General features: G+C 64.9%; 12 protein-coding genes. 7 read left to right on the plus strand and 5 right to left on the minus strand.

Features of this window, described 5'->3' with window-relative positions; translation table 11 throughout:
- Positions 1-15 precede the first annotated feature (15 nt).
- The 6 genes from ACVN9Z_RS10310 to ACVN9Z_RS10335 all read left to right on the plus strand — a co-directional run bounded on the left by ACVN9Z_RS10310 (position 16) and on the right by ACVN9Z_RS10335 (position 5,133).
- Positions 16-519, plus strand: coding sequence for an outer membrane lipoprotein (locus ACVN9Z_RS10310; protein WP_006388608.1), 504 nt, complete (start codon positions 16-18; stop codon positions 517-519).
- 415 nt (positions 520-934) lie between these two features.
- Complete coding sequence (locus ACVN9Z_RS10315; RefSeq protein ID WP_006388609.1) at positions 935-1,174, plus strand: acyl carrier protein; 240 nt, start codon at positions 935-937, stop codon at positions 1,172-1,174.
- A complete protein-coding gene (locus ACVN9Z_RS10320; RefSeq protein ID WP_006388610.1) occupies positions 1,152-2,330 on the plus strand; it encodes a D-alanyl-lipoteichoic acid biosynthesis protein DltD in 1,179 nt (392 codons plus the stop codon). The genes ACVN9Z_RS10315 and ACVN9Z_RS10320 overlap by 23 nt, the downstream gene beginning before the upstream one ends.
- Positions 2,327-2,533, plus strand: coding sequence for a hypothetical protein (locus ACVN9Z_RS10325; RefSeq protein ID WP_053498818.1), 207 nt, complete (start codon positions 2,327-2,329; stop codon positions 2,531-2,533). The genes ACVN9Z_RS10320 and ACVN9Z_RS10325 overlap by 4 nt, the downstream gene beginning before the upstream one ends.
- Before the next feature lie 7 nt (positions 2,534-2,540).
- Positions 2,541-3,668 carry a membrane-bound O-acyltransferase gene (locus ACVN9Z_RS10330; RefSeq protein ID WP_006388612.1) on the plus strand — a complete coding sequence of 376 codons (1,128 nt, stop codon included), beginning with the start codon at positions 2,541-2,543 and terminating at the stop codon, positions 3,666-3,668.
- A 16-nt stretch (positions 3,669-3,684) separates the two neighbouring features.
- Entirely contained in the window at positions 3,685-5,133 is a 1,449-nt protein-coding gene (locus tag ACVN9Z_RS10335) for a D-alanine--poly(phosphoribitol) ligase (protein ID WP_149894808.1), read from the plus strand.
- 64 nt (positions 5,134-5,197) lie between these two features.
- On the opposite strand, the gene ACVN9Z_RS10340 is transcribed toward ACVN9Z_RS10335, so the two are convergent.
- From ACVN9Z_RS10340 to ACVN9Z_RS10360, 5 genes are all read right to left on the minus strand, one after another.
- Positions 5,198-5,758, minus strand: a complete 561-nt coding sequence (locus tag ACVN9Z_RS10340; protein WP_006388614.1) for a YggT family protein — start codon at positions 5,756-5,758, stop codon at positions 5,198-5,200.
- A 179-nt stretch (positions 5,759-5,937) separates the two neighbouring features.
- Positions 5,938-6,600, minus strand: coding sequence for a histone H1-like DNA-binding protein (locus ACVN9Z_RS10345; RefSeq protein ID WP_458213370.1), 663 nt, complete (start codon positions 6,598-6,600; stop codon positions 5,938-5,940).
- 345 nt (positions 6,601-6,945) lie between these two features.
- Entirely contained in the window at positions 6,946-8,145 is a 1,200-nt protein-coding gene (locus tag ACVN9Z_RS10350) for a ribonucleotide-diphosphate reductase subunit beta (RefSeq protein ID WP_006388616.1), read from the minus strand.
- 20 nt (positions 8,146-8,165) lie between these two features.
- Positions 8,166-11,096 carry a ribonucleoside-diphosphate reductase subunit alpha gene (locus ACVN9Z_RS10355; RefSeq protein ID WP_024067687.1) on the minus strand — a complete coding sequence of 977 codons (2,931 nt, stop codon included), beginning with the start codon at positions 11,094-11,096 and terminating at the stop codon, positions 8,166-8,168.
- A gap of 303 nt (positions 11,097-11,399) precedes the next feature.
- Entirely contained in the window at positions 11,400-14,906 is a 3,507-nt protein-coding gene (locus tag ACVN9Z_RS10360) for an indolepyruvate ferredoxin oxidoreductase family protein (RefSeq protein ID WP_458213510.1), read from the minus strand.
- Between the two features lie 138 nt (positions 14,907-15,044).
- Here ACVN9Z_RS10360 and ACVN9Z_RS10365 point away from each other — a divergent pair, with 138 nt between their 5' ends.
- Complete coding sequence (locus ACVN9Z_RS10365) at positions 15,045-15,494, plus strand: Lrp/AsnC family transcriptional regulator (RefSeq protein WP_006388620.1); 450 nt, start codon at positions 15,045-15,047, stop codon at positions 15,492-15,494.
- Positions 15,495-15,767 lie beyond the last annotated feature (273 nt).

Raw genomic sequence — 15,767 nt, forward strand, 5'->3', positions numbered from 1 at the left:
GATCGAGGAGTCCAAATGAACCAAAGCAAAACCTTTTCCTTGTTGACGCCGCGTACCGGCCGGTGGCTGGCCGTGGCTGCCGTCGTGACCTCGATGGCAGTCCTGGGCGGTTGCGCCAATCGCAGCGCGTCCAGCGGTGTGTATAGCTATGATCAAGCCCAGCGCGAACAGATCGTCCGCACGGGCACGGTGACGGGCGTGCGCCCCATCGTCATCCAGAACGACAAGTCCAGCGGCGTCGGCATGCTGGCTGGCGGCGCGCTGGGTGGCGTGGCAGGTAACGCCATCGGTGGCGGCACGGGCCGTACCATCGCCACGGTCGGCGGCGCCATCCTGGGCGCACTGGCCGGCAATGCCGTGGAAAACCAGGTTGGCAAGAATTCCGGCTACGAAATCACGGTGCGCCTGGATAACGGCGAAACCCGCGTCGTGGCCCAGGAAGCCGATGTGCCGATCAGCGTCGGCCAGCGTGTGCAGGTCATCAGCGGCGCCGGTCCGACCCGCGTCACGCCGATGTAATCCTTCTGGCGCCTGCCACCCCCCGAAGCCCGCGCATGCGGGCTTTTTTTCGTTCCGGCGGGCGGCTGGACAATCGCCTTGGTGGCTGGGGACAGGGCAGTCAGCGAGGCGAGGAGGGGATTCTGTCGCTCCGCTGCAACGCAACACCCGGGATTTACCCCAAGACGTTACCTTTTCGAGCCATTTATAGCGATTTGGTCTGTAAGTTTCATGGCGATTCAACGGTTGAAGTGCCATGATGGCACCCGTGAACGAAGTCGCCGCGTGAATTTGATGTAACCAAGTGCATCGGCGACTCCTTCCGGAAGGCTGAAATCTGTCAGACGACTTTCAGCTGATTTCTATATACTCGCCGTCCAGAAACTCGGGGCGGGGATGATTTTTGCCAACGAGGCAATGTAACGCCGTACTAGCTATGCACACCGAGCAAGAACTCCACACCAAGATCGGCGCGATCGTCGAGTCGATCGTCATGAAGAAAGTCACTCCCGATACGCAACTGATTGCCACCGGCCTGGTCGATTCGCTCGCCGCCGTGGATATCACGCTGGCGGTCGAGGCGGAGTACGGCTGCAGCATCCCGGCTCCCGAGATCGCCGAACATCTGCAGTCGGTACGCACGCTCGCCGGCTATGTCGCTGCCAATCTTTCGTAATCCCCGCCTGCTGTCCCACGCCGCGGCCGCCATCACGGCGGCGGCGCTGGCGTACGGGGCTTTTTGCGGCGCGGATGACGTACTGTCCCGGATTGTCCGCCCCGTTTCCACGGTGGCGTCGGACAAGAACAACTATCTGCCCAACCTGGGGCCGGATTGGGGCACGCAGCACGTCAACCTGAATCGCCTGGGCAATGCGCTCAGCGACGGCACGTTGGTGGTGCTGGGTTCGTCCGAGCTGTCCAGCCACGACTTGCGCTTCGTTCCCTACCGTTTCTTCCCCGAAGAACTGAAGGTACCGACGCTGGCCTATGGGCACGCGATGTTCCAGTCCTACGGCATCGTCAGCGTGCTGGAATCCGTCGCGGATTCACTGACCCCCAACACGCGCCTGGTGATCATGGTGTCGCCGGCCTGGTTCGCCTCGGGCGGCCAGCTGCCTCGCAGCGCGTTCGCCGAACACGTCACCGGCCCGGTCTGGGATCGTCTCTGGGACAAGCCCAGCACGCGCGAACAGATGCAGAACTGGATCAGCGACAACGCCAACTGGGGCTTGCTCTGGCTGATCGCCAACGGCCAGGTTGCCGAGCTCAAGGACAAGCTGTCGCTGTGGTGGAACGCGCGCAAGGAACCCGCGCCAGATCGTCCGCGCAGCAAGCTGTCGGTGCCCGCGCATCGCTTCGTGACATGGCCCTCGTCGGCGCGGCTCAACCCGGGCCAATGGTCGCGCCTTACGCACGAAGCGCGCGAAGTCGAACACCAGCTGGGCGGCAACAACCCCTACGACGTGCGCGACGACTACTACAAGCAATACCTGGCGCCCTTGTATTCGCCGGCGCGAAACGAGTTCGCCGACGTCGATCCGCTCACGCGCACCGAGCTGGGCGACCTGTCGCGTGTCATGGCCCTGTTGCAACGGCGCAAGGTCAAGGCCTACTTCGTGATCCAGCCGTTCAATCCCAAGCTCATCCTCGACGTCGAACGCTTCGATCCGGTGGTGGCCGCCATTACCGGCATGTGCCAGCGCTACCAGATGGGTTGCCTGGATATGTACAGCATTCCCTTCGAGCCGGGCATGGTGCGCGATGACATGCATCTGGCCGAACTCGGTTGGGCGATGGCGGACCAGGGCATTGCGGAGTACTTTTCCCGATGAATCTCATTCCAGGCGCCGATGCGGCGCAAGGCGAAGCCGGCCAGAAGCAGGGCGCCCGCAAGGCGGCCAAGGCCTGGGGGCGGCGCTTCTTCTGGCACCTGTGCCTGTATATCGGGGTGATCCTGGTGTTCGTGCTGCAGGCGCAGCCCACCACGGGCAGCGGCGGACCTATCAAGGTCGAATTCCAATATCAACAGTTCTGACCGCAGCATGGAATTGTTCGCAAGTTTGAGCTTTTTCGGCGGCGCCTTGTTCGGCGGGCTGGGCCTGTTGGCATACCGTTCGGTCGGCATGCCGCTGCGCATCGGTTATCGCCACATCATCGGCGTGATCTGCCTGGGCGTGTGGATGGCGGTGTTCTGGGCGCGTCCCTACCAGCCCATCGCGCTGCTGGCCATCTCGGGCAGCGCGCTGTGGGCCATGCGCCGCAACTACATCCCGACCTGGCTGGCCGTTGTCATCACCATGACGCCGCTGCTGCTGGTCAAGACGGGCGTGTCGCACCTGGGCGCGATGCTGGGCCTGTCGTTCGCCACCTTCCGCGCCATCGACGTGCTGCTGTTCGCGCCGCGCAACGAGCGCGTGTCGCCACTGGACTACTTCATCTACCTGTTCTTCCCCCTGACGCTGCTGGCCGGCCCGATGTACCGCTGGCGCAATTTCCAGGCCGACCTCAAGCGCGGCTATGAAGGCGTCAACCTGAACACCTGGCTGACCGGCCTGGAACTGATCATGCTGGGCGTGATCCAGAAGTTCGGCCTGGCCGAGCTGATCTGGCGCTACGGCTTGTCGACCCTGGACGCCCACGATTATTCGTTCACCGGCGTGGCGCTGAACGCCTCGCTCTACAGCGCCTACCTGTTCTTCGATTTCGCCGGCTATTCCACCATGGCCATCGGCATCGGCATGCTGTTCGGCTTCACCCTGCCGATCAACTTCCGCAACCCGCTGGCGACGCTGAATCCGCAGGACTTCTGGCGCCGCTGGCACATCAGCCTGTCCGAATGGCTGCGCGACGTCGTGTTCATGCCGATCTACAAGGCGCTGAGCAAGACCTCGTTCTTCTCGCGCCACCGCCTGGCGGCGCAGAACATCGGCATCTTCGCCACGCTGTTGGCCATGGGCGTATGGAACGGGTTGTCGGTGCACTACATCGTCAGCGGCCTGATGTTCGGCGCCTATTCGGTCGGTCACAACCTGCTGATCAACGCCGCCCGCACCCGGCCGGCGCTGCAGGCCACGCTGGCGCGGCCCGTCATGCGTTTCCTCGGACGCGTGCTCACCCTGATCCTGGCCGCCCTGGCGCTCTACGTGTTCAGCGGCCGCAGCCCCATCTGACGCCGGGAGTTTCGGCATGCGTTTCGACCTGAAGACTTTCCAGTTCATTGACTCCGCGCGCGCGCCCGACGCGCTCGCGGTGGTCGGCGCCGACCGCAGCCTGACCTGGGCGCAACTGCGCGAGGAGGCCGAGGCCTGGGCCGCCCAGGCGCGCGAACACGGCGCCGCGCCGGACGTGCCGGTGGCCATCTATGGCCACAAGGAAGCGTCGTTCTTCGTTGCCATGGTTGGCGCGCTGCTGATCGGCGCGCCATTCGTGCCGGTCGATACCATCTACCCGCCGGAACGCCTGCGCCGCATCGTCGAGATCGTGCGCGCCGCCGCCGTCTACGACGCCGCGGCCGGGGGCTTCGAGCCGGGCGAGGGCGCCGAGCTGGCCGAGCGCGGCCTGGCCTACGTCATGTTCACGTCCGGCAGCACCGGCGACCCCAAGGGCGTGCAGATCGGCCGCGAAAGCGTCGGCCTGCTGGGCGACTGGATGCTGGGCAGCTTCGGCCTGGGCGAGGCGCCGGTGTTCATGAACCAGGCGCCGTTCAGCTTCGACCTGTCGATGTACGAGGTGTTCGCCACGCTCGCCGCCGGCGGCACTTGCGTGCTGAACTCCCGCGAACAGATCGGCGCGGCCGCCACCTGGATGGACCGGCTGGCGCGGAACGGCGTAAGCGTGTGGGTGTCGACGCCGTCGTTCGCGCACCAGCAACTGGCCAACCGCGACTTCTCGCCGGCCACGCTGCCGACGCTGCGCACCTTCCTGTTCTGCGGCGAGCCGCTGCCGGCCGCGCTGGCGAAGAAGCTGCGCCAGCGTTTCCCGGACGCGGTCATCCTGAATACCTATGGCCCGACCGAGGCCACCGTTGCCACCACCTGGATCGCCATCACCGATGCCGTGCTGGCGATGCACGACCCGTTGCCGGTCGGCCATGCCAAGCCGGATTGCGAGCTGCGCATCCAGGACGGCGAGATCTGCATCATCGGCGACCACGTCATGCGCGGCTACCTGAACCGCCAGGACCTGAACGAGACCAAGCTGTTCGTGGCCGAGGATGGCCGCCGCGGCTTTCGCACCGGTGACCTGGGTGAGTTGGGCGCGGACGGGCTGCTGTTCTGCCGTGGCCGCATGGATGACCAGATCAAGTTGAACGGCTATCGCATCGAGCTGGCCGAGATCGACGAGGCTTTGCATGGTCTGCCGGGCGTGGCGGGCGGCGCCTGCGCGGTGCTGCGCCGGCCCGATGGCACGGCGGTGCGCCTGATTGGATTCGTTGCCGGCACGGCCGCGGGGCGGGATGATGCCTGCCTGCTTGAGCAGGATGCGCTGTCGGGTTGGAAGGAGCGGCTGGCGCAGCGCCTGCCGCCCTACATGGTTCCATCCGAGCTGGTGGCCTGCGTGGCGCTGCCCATGTCGAACAACCACAAGATCGACCGCAAGAAGCTGATCGATATCTACGCCGCGATTCCGGCGTAGCGCGCCGGTTGCGGCGCATGGCGGAAAATGGCCCGGGCGGTATTGCCGGGCTGTTTCCGTTTTTTCAGACGCCCATCAGGCCGTAGCTCAGGCGCGCCAGGACCATCAGGAGGACCTGCGCCACGATCAGCAGTACCAAGGGCGAAAAGTCGATCGAGGTGCGCGGCAGCAGCCGGCGGATGGGATCCAGCATCGGCGCCGTCAGCGCCTGCAGCAGCGGCATCATGGGCGCCATCGGGTTGACCCACGACAGCACTGCCTGGATCAGGGTCAGCCACACGATCAGGTTCAAGGCCCACTTGAGCGCCATGAGCAGCGCCGACAGCATGGCCGAAGGCAGCAATGCGGCCGGGATCAGCGCGCCGATGGCGACCAGCCAGATCAACACCAGATAGACCAGCGCCGACAGCCAGGTTGCCACCAGGCTGGTCCAGTCGATCTTGTTGCCCGCGGGAATGATCTTGCGCAGGGGCAGCACCAGCCAATTGGTGGCCTGGTAGATGACGCGCGCCAGCGGGTTGAAGGGATGCAGCCGTATCGCGTGCATCCAGGCGCGGGCGATCAGGGCCGCGCCGAACAGCGTGAATGCGATTTCGAGCAGGAAGCGGAGGATTTCACCGAGCATGGACGCTATCTACCTAATGAAGACGGCTTTTATTGTCTCACGGCAATGCGGCAACGGTGGCGTCCTGCCCCTCGAGCGGGCGTTCTTTCTTGCGGTAGGCGCGCCAGGCGGCCCGAAATAAAAACCGCCTGGCCAAGGCCAGGCGGTTTGAGGCACTGCTGCCGTTGTGACCGGTCCGATTACGGACGGCCACCCGTCGGGAACGGCCACGACGCGGCGGGGTTCAGCGCGGTCTTCGCGCCCGGAGCGGCTGCCGTGGACGGCGGCGTGACGGGCTTCTTCGGAGCGGCTTTCTTCGCAGCCGGCTTCTTGGCAGCGGCGGGCTTCGCAGCCGGCTTGGCAGCGGGCTTCTTGGCGGCCGGGGCCTTCTTGGCTACGACTTTCTTGGCAACCGCCTTCTTGGCGGGGGCCTTCTTGGCAACCGCCTTCTTGGCGACGGCCTTCTTGGCTACCGCTTTCTTGGCGACGACCTTCTTGGCAACCGCTTTCTTGGCGGGGGCCTTCTTGGCTACCGCTTTCTTGGCGACGGCCTTCTTGGCAACCGCCTTCTTGGCAACCGCCTTCTTGGCGACGACCTTCTTGGCCGCTGCCTTCTTGGCTACCGGCTTCTTGGCCGCGACTTTCTTGGCGACGGCCTTCTTGGCTACCGCTTTCTTCGCGACCTTCTTGGCGGCCGGCTTCTTGGCGGCAACCTTCTTCACCGCCGGCTTCTTGGCGGCGACCTTCTTGACGGCTACCTTCTTGACGGCAGCTTTCTTGGCCGGAGCGGCCTTCTTAGCTACTGCCTTCTTGGCGGCGGGCTTCTTCACCGCTTTCTTTACGGCTTTCTTGGCTGTTGCCATGGTCATGCTCCTTAGGTTCAGGGGTCCCAGAACTTAAACCCGTGCCCCGATCCGCCAACAAGGCGAACCGTGCCCGGGCTATTCATCGGCGCATGCCGCTGTTCTGTGCGAGCAACAGCTACTACGGTTTGCGCTAATGAATTCGGCACAGCCATTTGATATGGCCCCCGCTCCTTTGGCGCGAGCCATTTCAAATGGCGCCGGTGGGCAGCCTGATCACAGACCGCCTACCGCTTGTTCTACGTGTTCGAAAACACCCTGACCTGGGAGATCGCCCTCAAGGCCTGGCGCGAACGCGACGCTCTTGCAAGAGCGTGCCCGCGCCGGGCCCGAAGGCGAACTGCGTTACTCCCAGCTCAGCGTGCCACCGGTTTGGTATTCGATCACGCGAGTTTCAAAAAAGTTGCGTTCCTTCTTAAGGTCGATCATTTCCGCCATCCACGGGAAGGGATTCTCTTCCTGCGGGTACAGCGGTTCGATACCGATTTGCTGGCAACGACGGTTGGCGATGAAGCGCAGGTAGGATTTGAACATGGGAGCGTTCAAGCCCAACACACCGCGCGGCATCGTGTCTTCGGCGTAAGCGTATTCGAGTTCGACCGCTTTGCGGAAGAGTTCTCGAATTTCTTCGCGGAATTCCGGCGTCCACAGATGCGGATTTTCCAGTTTGACGGTGTTGATCAGGTCGATGCCGAAATTGCAGTGCATGGATTCATCGCGCAGGATGTACATGTACTGCTCGGCCGCGCCGGTCATCTTGTTCTGGCGACCCAGCGCCAGGATCTGCGTGAAGCCAACGTAGAAGAACAGGCCTTCCATCAGGCAAGCGAAGACGATCAGCGACTTCAGCAGCGTCTGGTCGGCTTCGGGCGTGCCCGTCTTGAAGTTGGGGTCCGCGATCGCGTCGATGAACGGAATCAGGAACTCGTCCTTGGCGCGGATGGACGGCACTTCGTTGTAAGCGTTGAAGATCTCCGCTTCGTCCAGATCCAGGCTTTCGACGATGTATTGATAGGCGTGCGTGTGGATGGCTTCTTCGAAGGCCTGGCGCAGCAGGAACTGGCGGCATTCGGGGGCCGTGATGTGGCGGTAGGTGCCCAGCACGATGTTGTTCGCGGCCAGCGAGTCGGCCGTGACGAAGAAACCCAGGTTGCGCTTGACGATGCGGCGTTCGTCCTCGGTGAGCCCGTTCGGGTTCTTCCAGAGGGCGATGTCGCGCGACATGTTGATTTCTTGCGGCATCCAGTGGTTCGCGCACGTGGCCAGGTATTTCTCCCATGCCCACTTGTACTTGAACGGCACCAGCTGGTTGACGTCGGTCTGGCCGTTGATGATGCGCTTGTCGGCGACCTTCACGCGTTGCGAGGTGGCGTTGCCGCTGGCCGTCAGGCCGGCCGCATGCTGCGGCGCGGCCGGGGTCGGCATGGCGGTGTCGCCGAACACGCCGGTCGCCGCCCGGACTTCGGGCGCAGCCTGCCCGCCCGCCGCGGGCGCGGGGGCTTGTGCAGGTTGCGTGGCGAGGGTGTCGTCTTCCCAATTAATCATGATTCATTCTCCGGAGGCGGTTATTGGCAGGCTTCGCACTCTTCGAAGCCGGGGTCGCCCGGCCGCATGGTGCAAACCGCCCCGAGAACTTCGGGTTCCGGCAAAACAGGTGCAGCGGACACGGGGGCGGCGGCGGAAGTGCCACCAGCGCTGACGGCGTTCAGTTCGCCGCCGCGTCCCGTCGACTTCTCGGCGCTGGTGGCGCCAAGGGTACGCAGGTAATAGGTCGTCTTCAGGCCACGCTTCCAGGCCAGCTTGTAGGTGTCGTCCAGCTTCTTGCCGGAGGCGCCGGCCATGTAGATGTTCAGCGACTGGGCTTGATCGATCCACTTCTGGCGACGCGAGGCGCATTCCACCAGCCAGCTCGGTTCGACTTCGAACGCGGTGGCGTAGAGTTCGCGGAGTTCGGAAGGTACGCGATCGATGCGGGACAGGCTGCCGTCGAAGTACTTGAGGTCGGCGACCATGACTTCGTCCCAGAGACCGAGTTTCTTCAGGTCACGCACGAGGTAATCGTTAACGACCGTGAACTCGCCGGAGAGATTCGATTTGACGTACAAGTTCTGGAAAGTGGGTTCGATGCACGCAGATACACCAATGATATTGGAAATAGTCGCGGTTGGGGCGATTGCGATGCAATTGGAGTTGCGCATGCCATGTTGTTTGATGCGCGCGCGCAACGCATCCCAATCGAGGGTGCTCGATTCATCGACCTCGACATGACCACCGCGTTCGTCACGCAGCATCTTCAACGTGTCTTGCGGCAGGATGCCACGCGACCACAGCGAGCCTTCGTACGATTGATAGCGGCCACGTTCTTCGGCCAGCAGGCTCGAGGCCCAGTAGGCGTGATAGCACACCGCTTCCATCGAGCGGTCGGCGAATTCAACGGCGGCTTGCGATGCGTACGGCACGCGCATCATCTGCAGGCAGTCCTGGAAGCCCATGATGCCCATGCCCACCGGGCGATGGCGCGCGTTGGAGTTGCGGGCCTTGTCGACGGCGTAATAGTTGATGTCGATGACGTTGTCGAGCATGCGCATGGCGATGCTGACGGTGCGCTTGATCTTCTCGTGGTCGAGTTCGAAACCGCCGCCAGCGGCCGGCTTCATGTGCGCGACCAGGTTCACCGACCCCAGGTTGCAAACCGCGATTTCCGATTCGTTGGTGTTCAGCGTGATCTCGGTGCACAGGTTCGAGCTGTGGACCACACCGACGTGCTGCTGCGGCGAACGGATGTTGCACGGATCCTTGAACGTGATCCACGGGTGGCCGGTTTCGAACAGCATCGACAGCATCTTGCGCCACAGGGTCAGCGCCGGCATCTTCTTGAACAGCTTCAGGTCGCCGCTGGCGACGCGCGCTTCATAGCCGACGTAGGCTTCTTCGAAGGCCTTGCCGTACTTGTCGTGCAGGTCGGGGCAGTCGGACGGCGAGAACAGGGTCCATTCGCCGCCTTCCATGACGCGCTTCATGAACAGGTCGGGAATCCAGTTCGCCGTGTTCATGTCGTGGGTGCGACGACGCTCGTCGCCGGTGTTCTTGCGCAGTTCGAGGAATTCCTCGATGTCCAGGTGCCACGATTCCAGGTAGGTGCAGACCGCGCCCTTGCGCTTGCCGCCCTGGTTCACCGCCACGGCGGTGTCGTTGACGACCTTCAGGAACGGGACCACGCCCTGGCTTTCGCCGTTGGTGCCCTTGATGTGGCTGCGCAGCGCGCGCACCGGGGTCCAGTCGTTGCCCAGGCCGCCGGCGTACTTGGCCAGCAGGGCGTTTTCCTTGATGGCGTCGTAGATGCCTTCCAGGTCGTCGGAGACGGTGGTCAGGTAGCACGACGACAGCTGCGAGTGCAGGGTGCCCGAGTTGAACAGCGTCGGGGTCGAGCTCATGAAGTCGAACGACGACAGGATCTCGTAGAACTCGATGGCGCGGGCTTCGCGATCGGTCTCGCGCAGCGCCAGGCCCATGGCCACGCGCATGAAGAACACCTGCGGCAGTTCGATGCGGGTGCCGCGGATGTGCAGGAAGTAGCGGTCGTACAGGGTCTGCAGGCCGAGGTAGCCGAACTGCAGGTCGCGCTTGGCGTTCAGCGCCTTGCCCAGCTTGGTCAGGTCGTAGCCGGCCAGGTCGGGCGACAGCAGGCCGCCTTCGATGCCGCGGGCGATGAAGGTGGGGAAGTACTCGGCGTAGCGGGCGGCCATGCCGTCCTGCGAGACTTCCTCGCCCAGCACTTCCTTGCGGATCGTGTGCAGCAGCAGGCGGGCGGTGACCTGGCTGTAGGCCGGGTCCTTCTCGACCAGCGCGCGCGCCGACAGGATGGCGGACTTGAACACTTCGTCGACGGGGATGCCGTCGTACAGGTTCTTGACCGTTTCCTTCAGGATGGCTTCGGAGTCGATGAATTCGGCCAGGCCTTCACCGGCGGCGACGATGGTGGCGCGCAGTTCGGCGATGTCCAGCGGACGGCGGACACCCGCATCCGTGACGTGCAGCACGTTTTCCTGCGGCACGGCGTCGACCTTCTGCTGGCCTTCGGCGGCCGCGGCGGCGGCGCGTTCCTGGGTGCGCTTCTCGCGGTAGAGCACGTAGGCGCGGGCGACGTCGTGCTGGCCCGAGCGCATCAGGGCCAGTTCGACCTGGTCCTGGATGTCTTCGATATGGAAGGTGCCGCCACCGGGGCGGTTGCGCACCAGCGCGTTGACGGCCTGGGTCGTCAGTTGTTCAACCAGCTCGCGCACGCGGGCCGAGGCCGCGCCCTGGCCGCCGTTGACGGCCAGGAAGGCCTTGGTCATGGCGATGGCGATCTTGCCGGGTTCGAACCCGACCACCGAGCCATTGCGGCGGATGATGTTGTAGCTGGCCCATTGCCCGCCGTTGGCGTCGGCAGGGGAATCGGTTTGCGAGGGCGGCACGGCCGAGGGCCGGGTCACAGAGGCGATCGTAGTCTGCATGGAAGCTCCTGTGCGAAAAGCGCGTAGATAGCGACATGACGACGTCATGTCAGGTACGAAATTGGATCTTATTGAGGGGGTCGCAACGCTTGGACGGACGAATCCGCATGGCGTGGCCGACGAGTATCAGCGGTTAGGCGACCACAAGATGTAGTGTAGCACCCCTCGTTGGACACTAATTCTAGTGATCGAGTACGACAGCTACAAGAAGAAGATAGGATCAGGTTCCCAAAACATTGTTACTAAATGCACTGGGCGCGCCTAGCAAGGCGCGCCCAGGAGAATGCCGCTCAGCGCGAGTGTTTATGCGGTTTTCCGCAGGGGTACATCGCGCGGGGCAGGCGCCGTATAGCTTTGCATCAAGCGGGCCAGCTCCGTCCTGTACTTCTCGACGTTCGCAGCCTTCACGTGGCCGAAGCCGCGGATGGTTTCTGCAAGGGCGGCGATTGTAGCCGCTTGCGCCAGGTTGTCGCGGTTCAACCCTGCGAGCAACTGGTCTATGGTCTGGCGGTACTCGCCCACCAGCGCGCGCTCCATCTTGCGTTCGGCGGTGTGGCCGAACGGATCGAACCAGGTGCCGCGCAGGCGCTTGAAGCGAGTCAGCAGCTTGAGCGCGGTCATGGTGCGCGGGCCCAGCATCACCTTGCGCGGTACGCCGGTGCGCGGGTCCTTGCGCGCGAAGATCGGCGGCGCCATGTGGAAGCGCAGGCTGTAGTCGCCCTCGAACTGGCCCTTGAGCTGGGCCTGGAAGGCCTCGCTCGTATAGAGGCGGGCGACTTCATATTCGTCCTTGTAGGCCATCAACTTGAACAGTCCGCGCGCCACCGCCATGGCCAGGCGCGGCGTCCTGGCGTCGGGCGCCAGCTCGCGCTCGCGCGCGGCGACGCGTTCGACCACCTCGCGGTAGGCCTGCGCGTAGGCGGCGTCCTGGTAAGCGGTCAGGTCTTCGACGCGGCGCGCCACGGCGCGCTCGAAGGTTTCCGGCACATGCAGTTGCACCACCTGGGCGCGCGGGCGCAGCGCGCCTTCCAGCGCTTCGGGTTGGTGCGCGGCCAGGCGGCCGCTGTCGAAGGCCGCGCGGTTGGCGGCCACGGCGACGCCATTCAGTTCGATGGCGCGGTTGATGGCGGCCTGCGACAGCGGCACGCAGCCGCGCTGCCAGGCGTAGCCCAGCATGAACATGTTCGACAGGATGCTGTCGCCGAACAGCGCCAGCGCGGCCTCGTGCGCATCGATGGCGGCGGTGTGCTCGTCGCCGGCGGCGTGGCTGATCTTGGCCAGCAGCGCTTCCGGCCGCATGGCGGCGTCCGGGTTGCGGGTGAAATCGGACACCGGGGCGACGTAGGTGTTGACGGTGACCTGCGTGTGGCCGCGGCGCAGCGCGCCGAGCGAGTCGGGCGCCACGGCGGCGACCGGATCGCACAGGATGGCGGCGTCGGCCTGCTGCCAGTCCAGGCGCACCGGGCCGGCGGCCGCGCCCGCGGGCGCCAGGCGGATGTGGCTGACGACCGTGCCGCCCTTCTGCGCCAGGCCCGTCAGGTCCAGCACCGCGGCCGACAGGCCTTCCAGGTGCGCGGCCATCGAGACGATGGCGCCGATGGTGATGACGCCGGTGCCGCCCATGCCCGCCACCAGCAGGCGGTAAGGGCGTTCCAGCGCCGGCGGTTGCGGCAGCGGCAGTTGCTGGATCAGGCGCTGCAGGCGTTCCTGGTCGGCCTTGGGCGCCGCGCTCTTTCTGGGCTTGCCGCCCATGACCGAGACGAAGCTGGGGCAGAAGCCTTCGGCGCAGGAATAGTCCTTGTTGCAGCTGGACTGGTCGATGGCGCGCTTGCGGCCGTAGGGCGTTTCCAGCGGCACCACCGACAGGCAGTTCGATTTCACGCCGCAGTCGCCGCAGCCTTCGCACACGGCGCTGTTGATCAGCATGCGGCGGGCCGGGTCGGGGAACTGGTTCTTCTTCCTGCGGCGGCGCTTTTCGGCGGCGCAGGTCTGGTCGTGGATCAGCACGGTGACGCCGGGGATCTCGCGCAGCTCGCGTTGCAGCGCGTCGAGGTCGCGGCGGTGGTGTACCTTGATGCCGGCGCCCAGGTCCACGCCCTGGTATTTCTCGGGTTCGTCGCTGGTGACGACGATGCGGGCGACGTTCTCGCCGCGCAGCTGCTGGCAGATCTGCGGCACCGAGATCGGCCCATCCACCGGCTGGCCGCCGGTCATGGCGACGGCGTCGTTGAACAGGATCTTGTAGGTGATGTTGGCCTTGGCGGCCACGGCCTGGCGGATCGCCAGGTAGCCGGAGTGGTAATAGGTGCCTTCCCCCATGTTCTGGAAGATGTGCGGCATCTTGGTGTAGCGCGACAGGCCGATCCAGTCGACCCCTTCGCCGCCCATCTGGGTCAGGCCGCCGGTGTCGCGGTCCATCCAGGCGGCCATGTAGTGGCAACCCACGCCCGACAGCGCCTGGCTGCCTTCGGGCACCTTGGTCGAGGTGCTGTGCGGACAGCCGGAACAGAAATAGGGCCGGCGGCGCATGCCGTCGGCGTCGTTGGACAGCATGTCCTGGCAGTCGAAGGTGGCCAGGTCGACGCCGGGCTGCAGGCCGGCGCTGCGCGACAGCCATTGGGCCAGCGGCCGCGCCAGCAGCGACGGGCGCAGCTGGCCGGCGGACGGCACCAGCGTCTCGCCGTCGAAACCCTTCTTGCCGACCACGGTGGCGCGCTCGGGCAGGTTGAACAGCAGGTCCTTGAGCTGGGTCTCGACCACGGCGCCTTTTTCCTCGATCACGAGGATGTGCGACAGGCCGCGCGCGAACTCGAGCATGCGTTCGGCGTCCAGCGGCCAAGTCAGGCCGGGCTTGTAGATGCGCACCGGCGCGTTGGCGGTGACGGTGTCCACGCCCAGGCGCGCCAGCGCTTCCATGGCGTCCAGGTGGGCCTTGCCGACGGTGACGATGCCGACGGTGGCCTTGGGCGCCGGACAGGTGAGGCGGTCGATGCTGTGGCGGCGGGCGAAGGCGGCGACCGCCTTCATGCGCAGGTTCATGCGGGTTTCGACCGCCAGCGACAGGAAGTCGCGGGCGGAGTATTCCAGCGCTTCCGGCGGCAGGTCCGGATCGGCCGGCATGTCGTAGCTGCGCACCGGCGCGGGCGTGAAGGAGTGGCCGCTCTCGATGGTCTCGGACACGGCCTTGAAGGCGACCCAGGTGCCGGAGTGGCGCGACAGGGCCCAGCCCCACAGGGCGAAGGTTTCGTATTCGTCGATCGAGGCCGGGTGCACGATGGGCATCTGCCAGCCGATCAGCGAGGCCTCGCTGGCGTGCGGGATGGAGGAGGAGACGGCGGTGTGGTCGTCGCCCACCACCACCAGCACGCCGCCATGGCGCGAGGCGCCGGCGGCGTTGCCGTGGTGCAGGGCATCGCCGGCGCGATCCACGCCGGGGCCCTTGCCGTACCACATGGCGAAGACGCCATCGACGTTGCGGTCGGCGCGCATGCCGGCCTGCTGTGTGCCCATGACGGCGGTGGCGGCCATGTCTTCGTTGATGCCGGGCAGGAACGAGATCTGGTTGGCGTCGAGCGCCTTCTGCGCCTTCCACATCGCCATGTCGACGCCGCCCAGGGGCGAGCCGCGGTAGCCGGAGACGAAGCCGGCGGTGTTCAGCCCGCGCTCGCGATCGACGCGGCGCTGGGTCAGCATGATGCGCACCAGGGCCTGGGTGCCGGTCAGGAAGATGCGGCCGGTCTGGCGGGTGAGGTTGTCGGCGAGCTGGTAGTCGAGGTCCAGCGCGGGCTCGGGGGCGGGGGTGCCGTCCATCATGAATGCTCCTGTAGTCGGCACCATGATAGGTTCGCGAGGCATCGGGTTTATTGCGTTTTCGGATCGTGCTATCCCTATAATTCGCAATGAATATTTCGTGTTCGCGGAATTTCGACCCAAAAAGGAGACAAGACGATGGACAAGACCGATATCGGCATCCTCAAGGCCCTGCAGGAGGATGGCCGGGCCTCGGCACAGCAGCTGTCGGACAAGGTGGGGCTATCGGCGGCGCCGGTGTGGCGGCGGGTGAAGGCGCTGGAGGCCAGCGGCGTGATCCAGGGTTACAGCGCGCAGGTGGATCGCAGCAAGGTGGGGCTGGGTTGCATGTTTGCGCAGATCAGCCTGGAGCGGCATTCGGCGAATACGGTGGAGAACTTCGAGCGGTCGGTGCGGGATGCGCCGGAGATTCTCGAATGCTATGCGGTGACGGGGGATTCGGATTTTCTGCTCAAGATTCTTGTGGAGAGTCCGGAGGCTTATGACCGGTTTCTGCATCGGTTCTTGTTCAATATGCCGGGGATTCGGCAGACGCGGACGATTGTGGCGTTGCGGGAGATCAAGCATGAGTTGAAGTTGCCTTTGTAGGGGGCTTCTTTATTTGCTTGCGGGGGGTGGGGTTCTTTAGTCGCGGGAGCCGGGGCAGGCGGGGGATGGCGGGGCTACGATTGCGGTCCGGAGCGTTCGCTCCGGACTGCCCCTTCCTCATCTTCGTCACAGCCTTCGGCTGTTCCTTCAGATTCCGTCGGGCGCATCTACACGCCCCGCCATCCCCCGCCTGCCCCGGCTCCCGCTTTTGATGAGACTTAACGGCCGGGCTTTGGGGCGAGTTGTGTGCTTGGCGTTTTTGCCGTCAATCTG

Source organism: Achromobacter sp. KK8 (genome assembly GCF_054188005.1).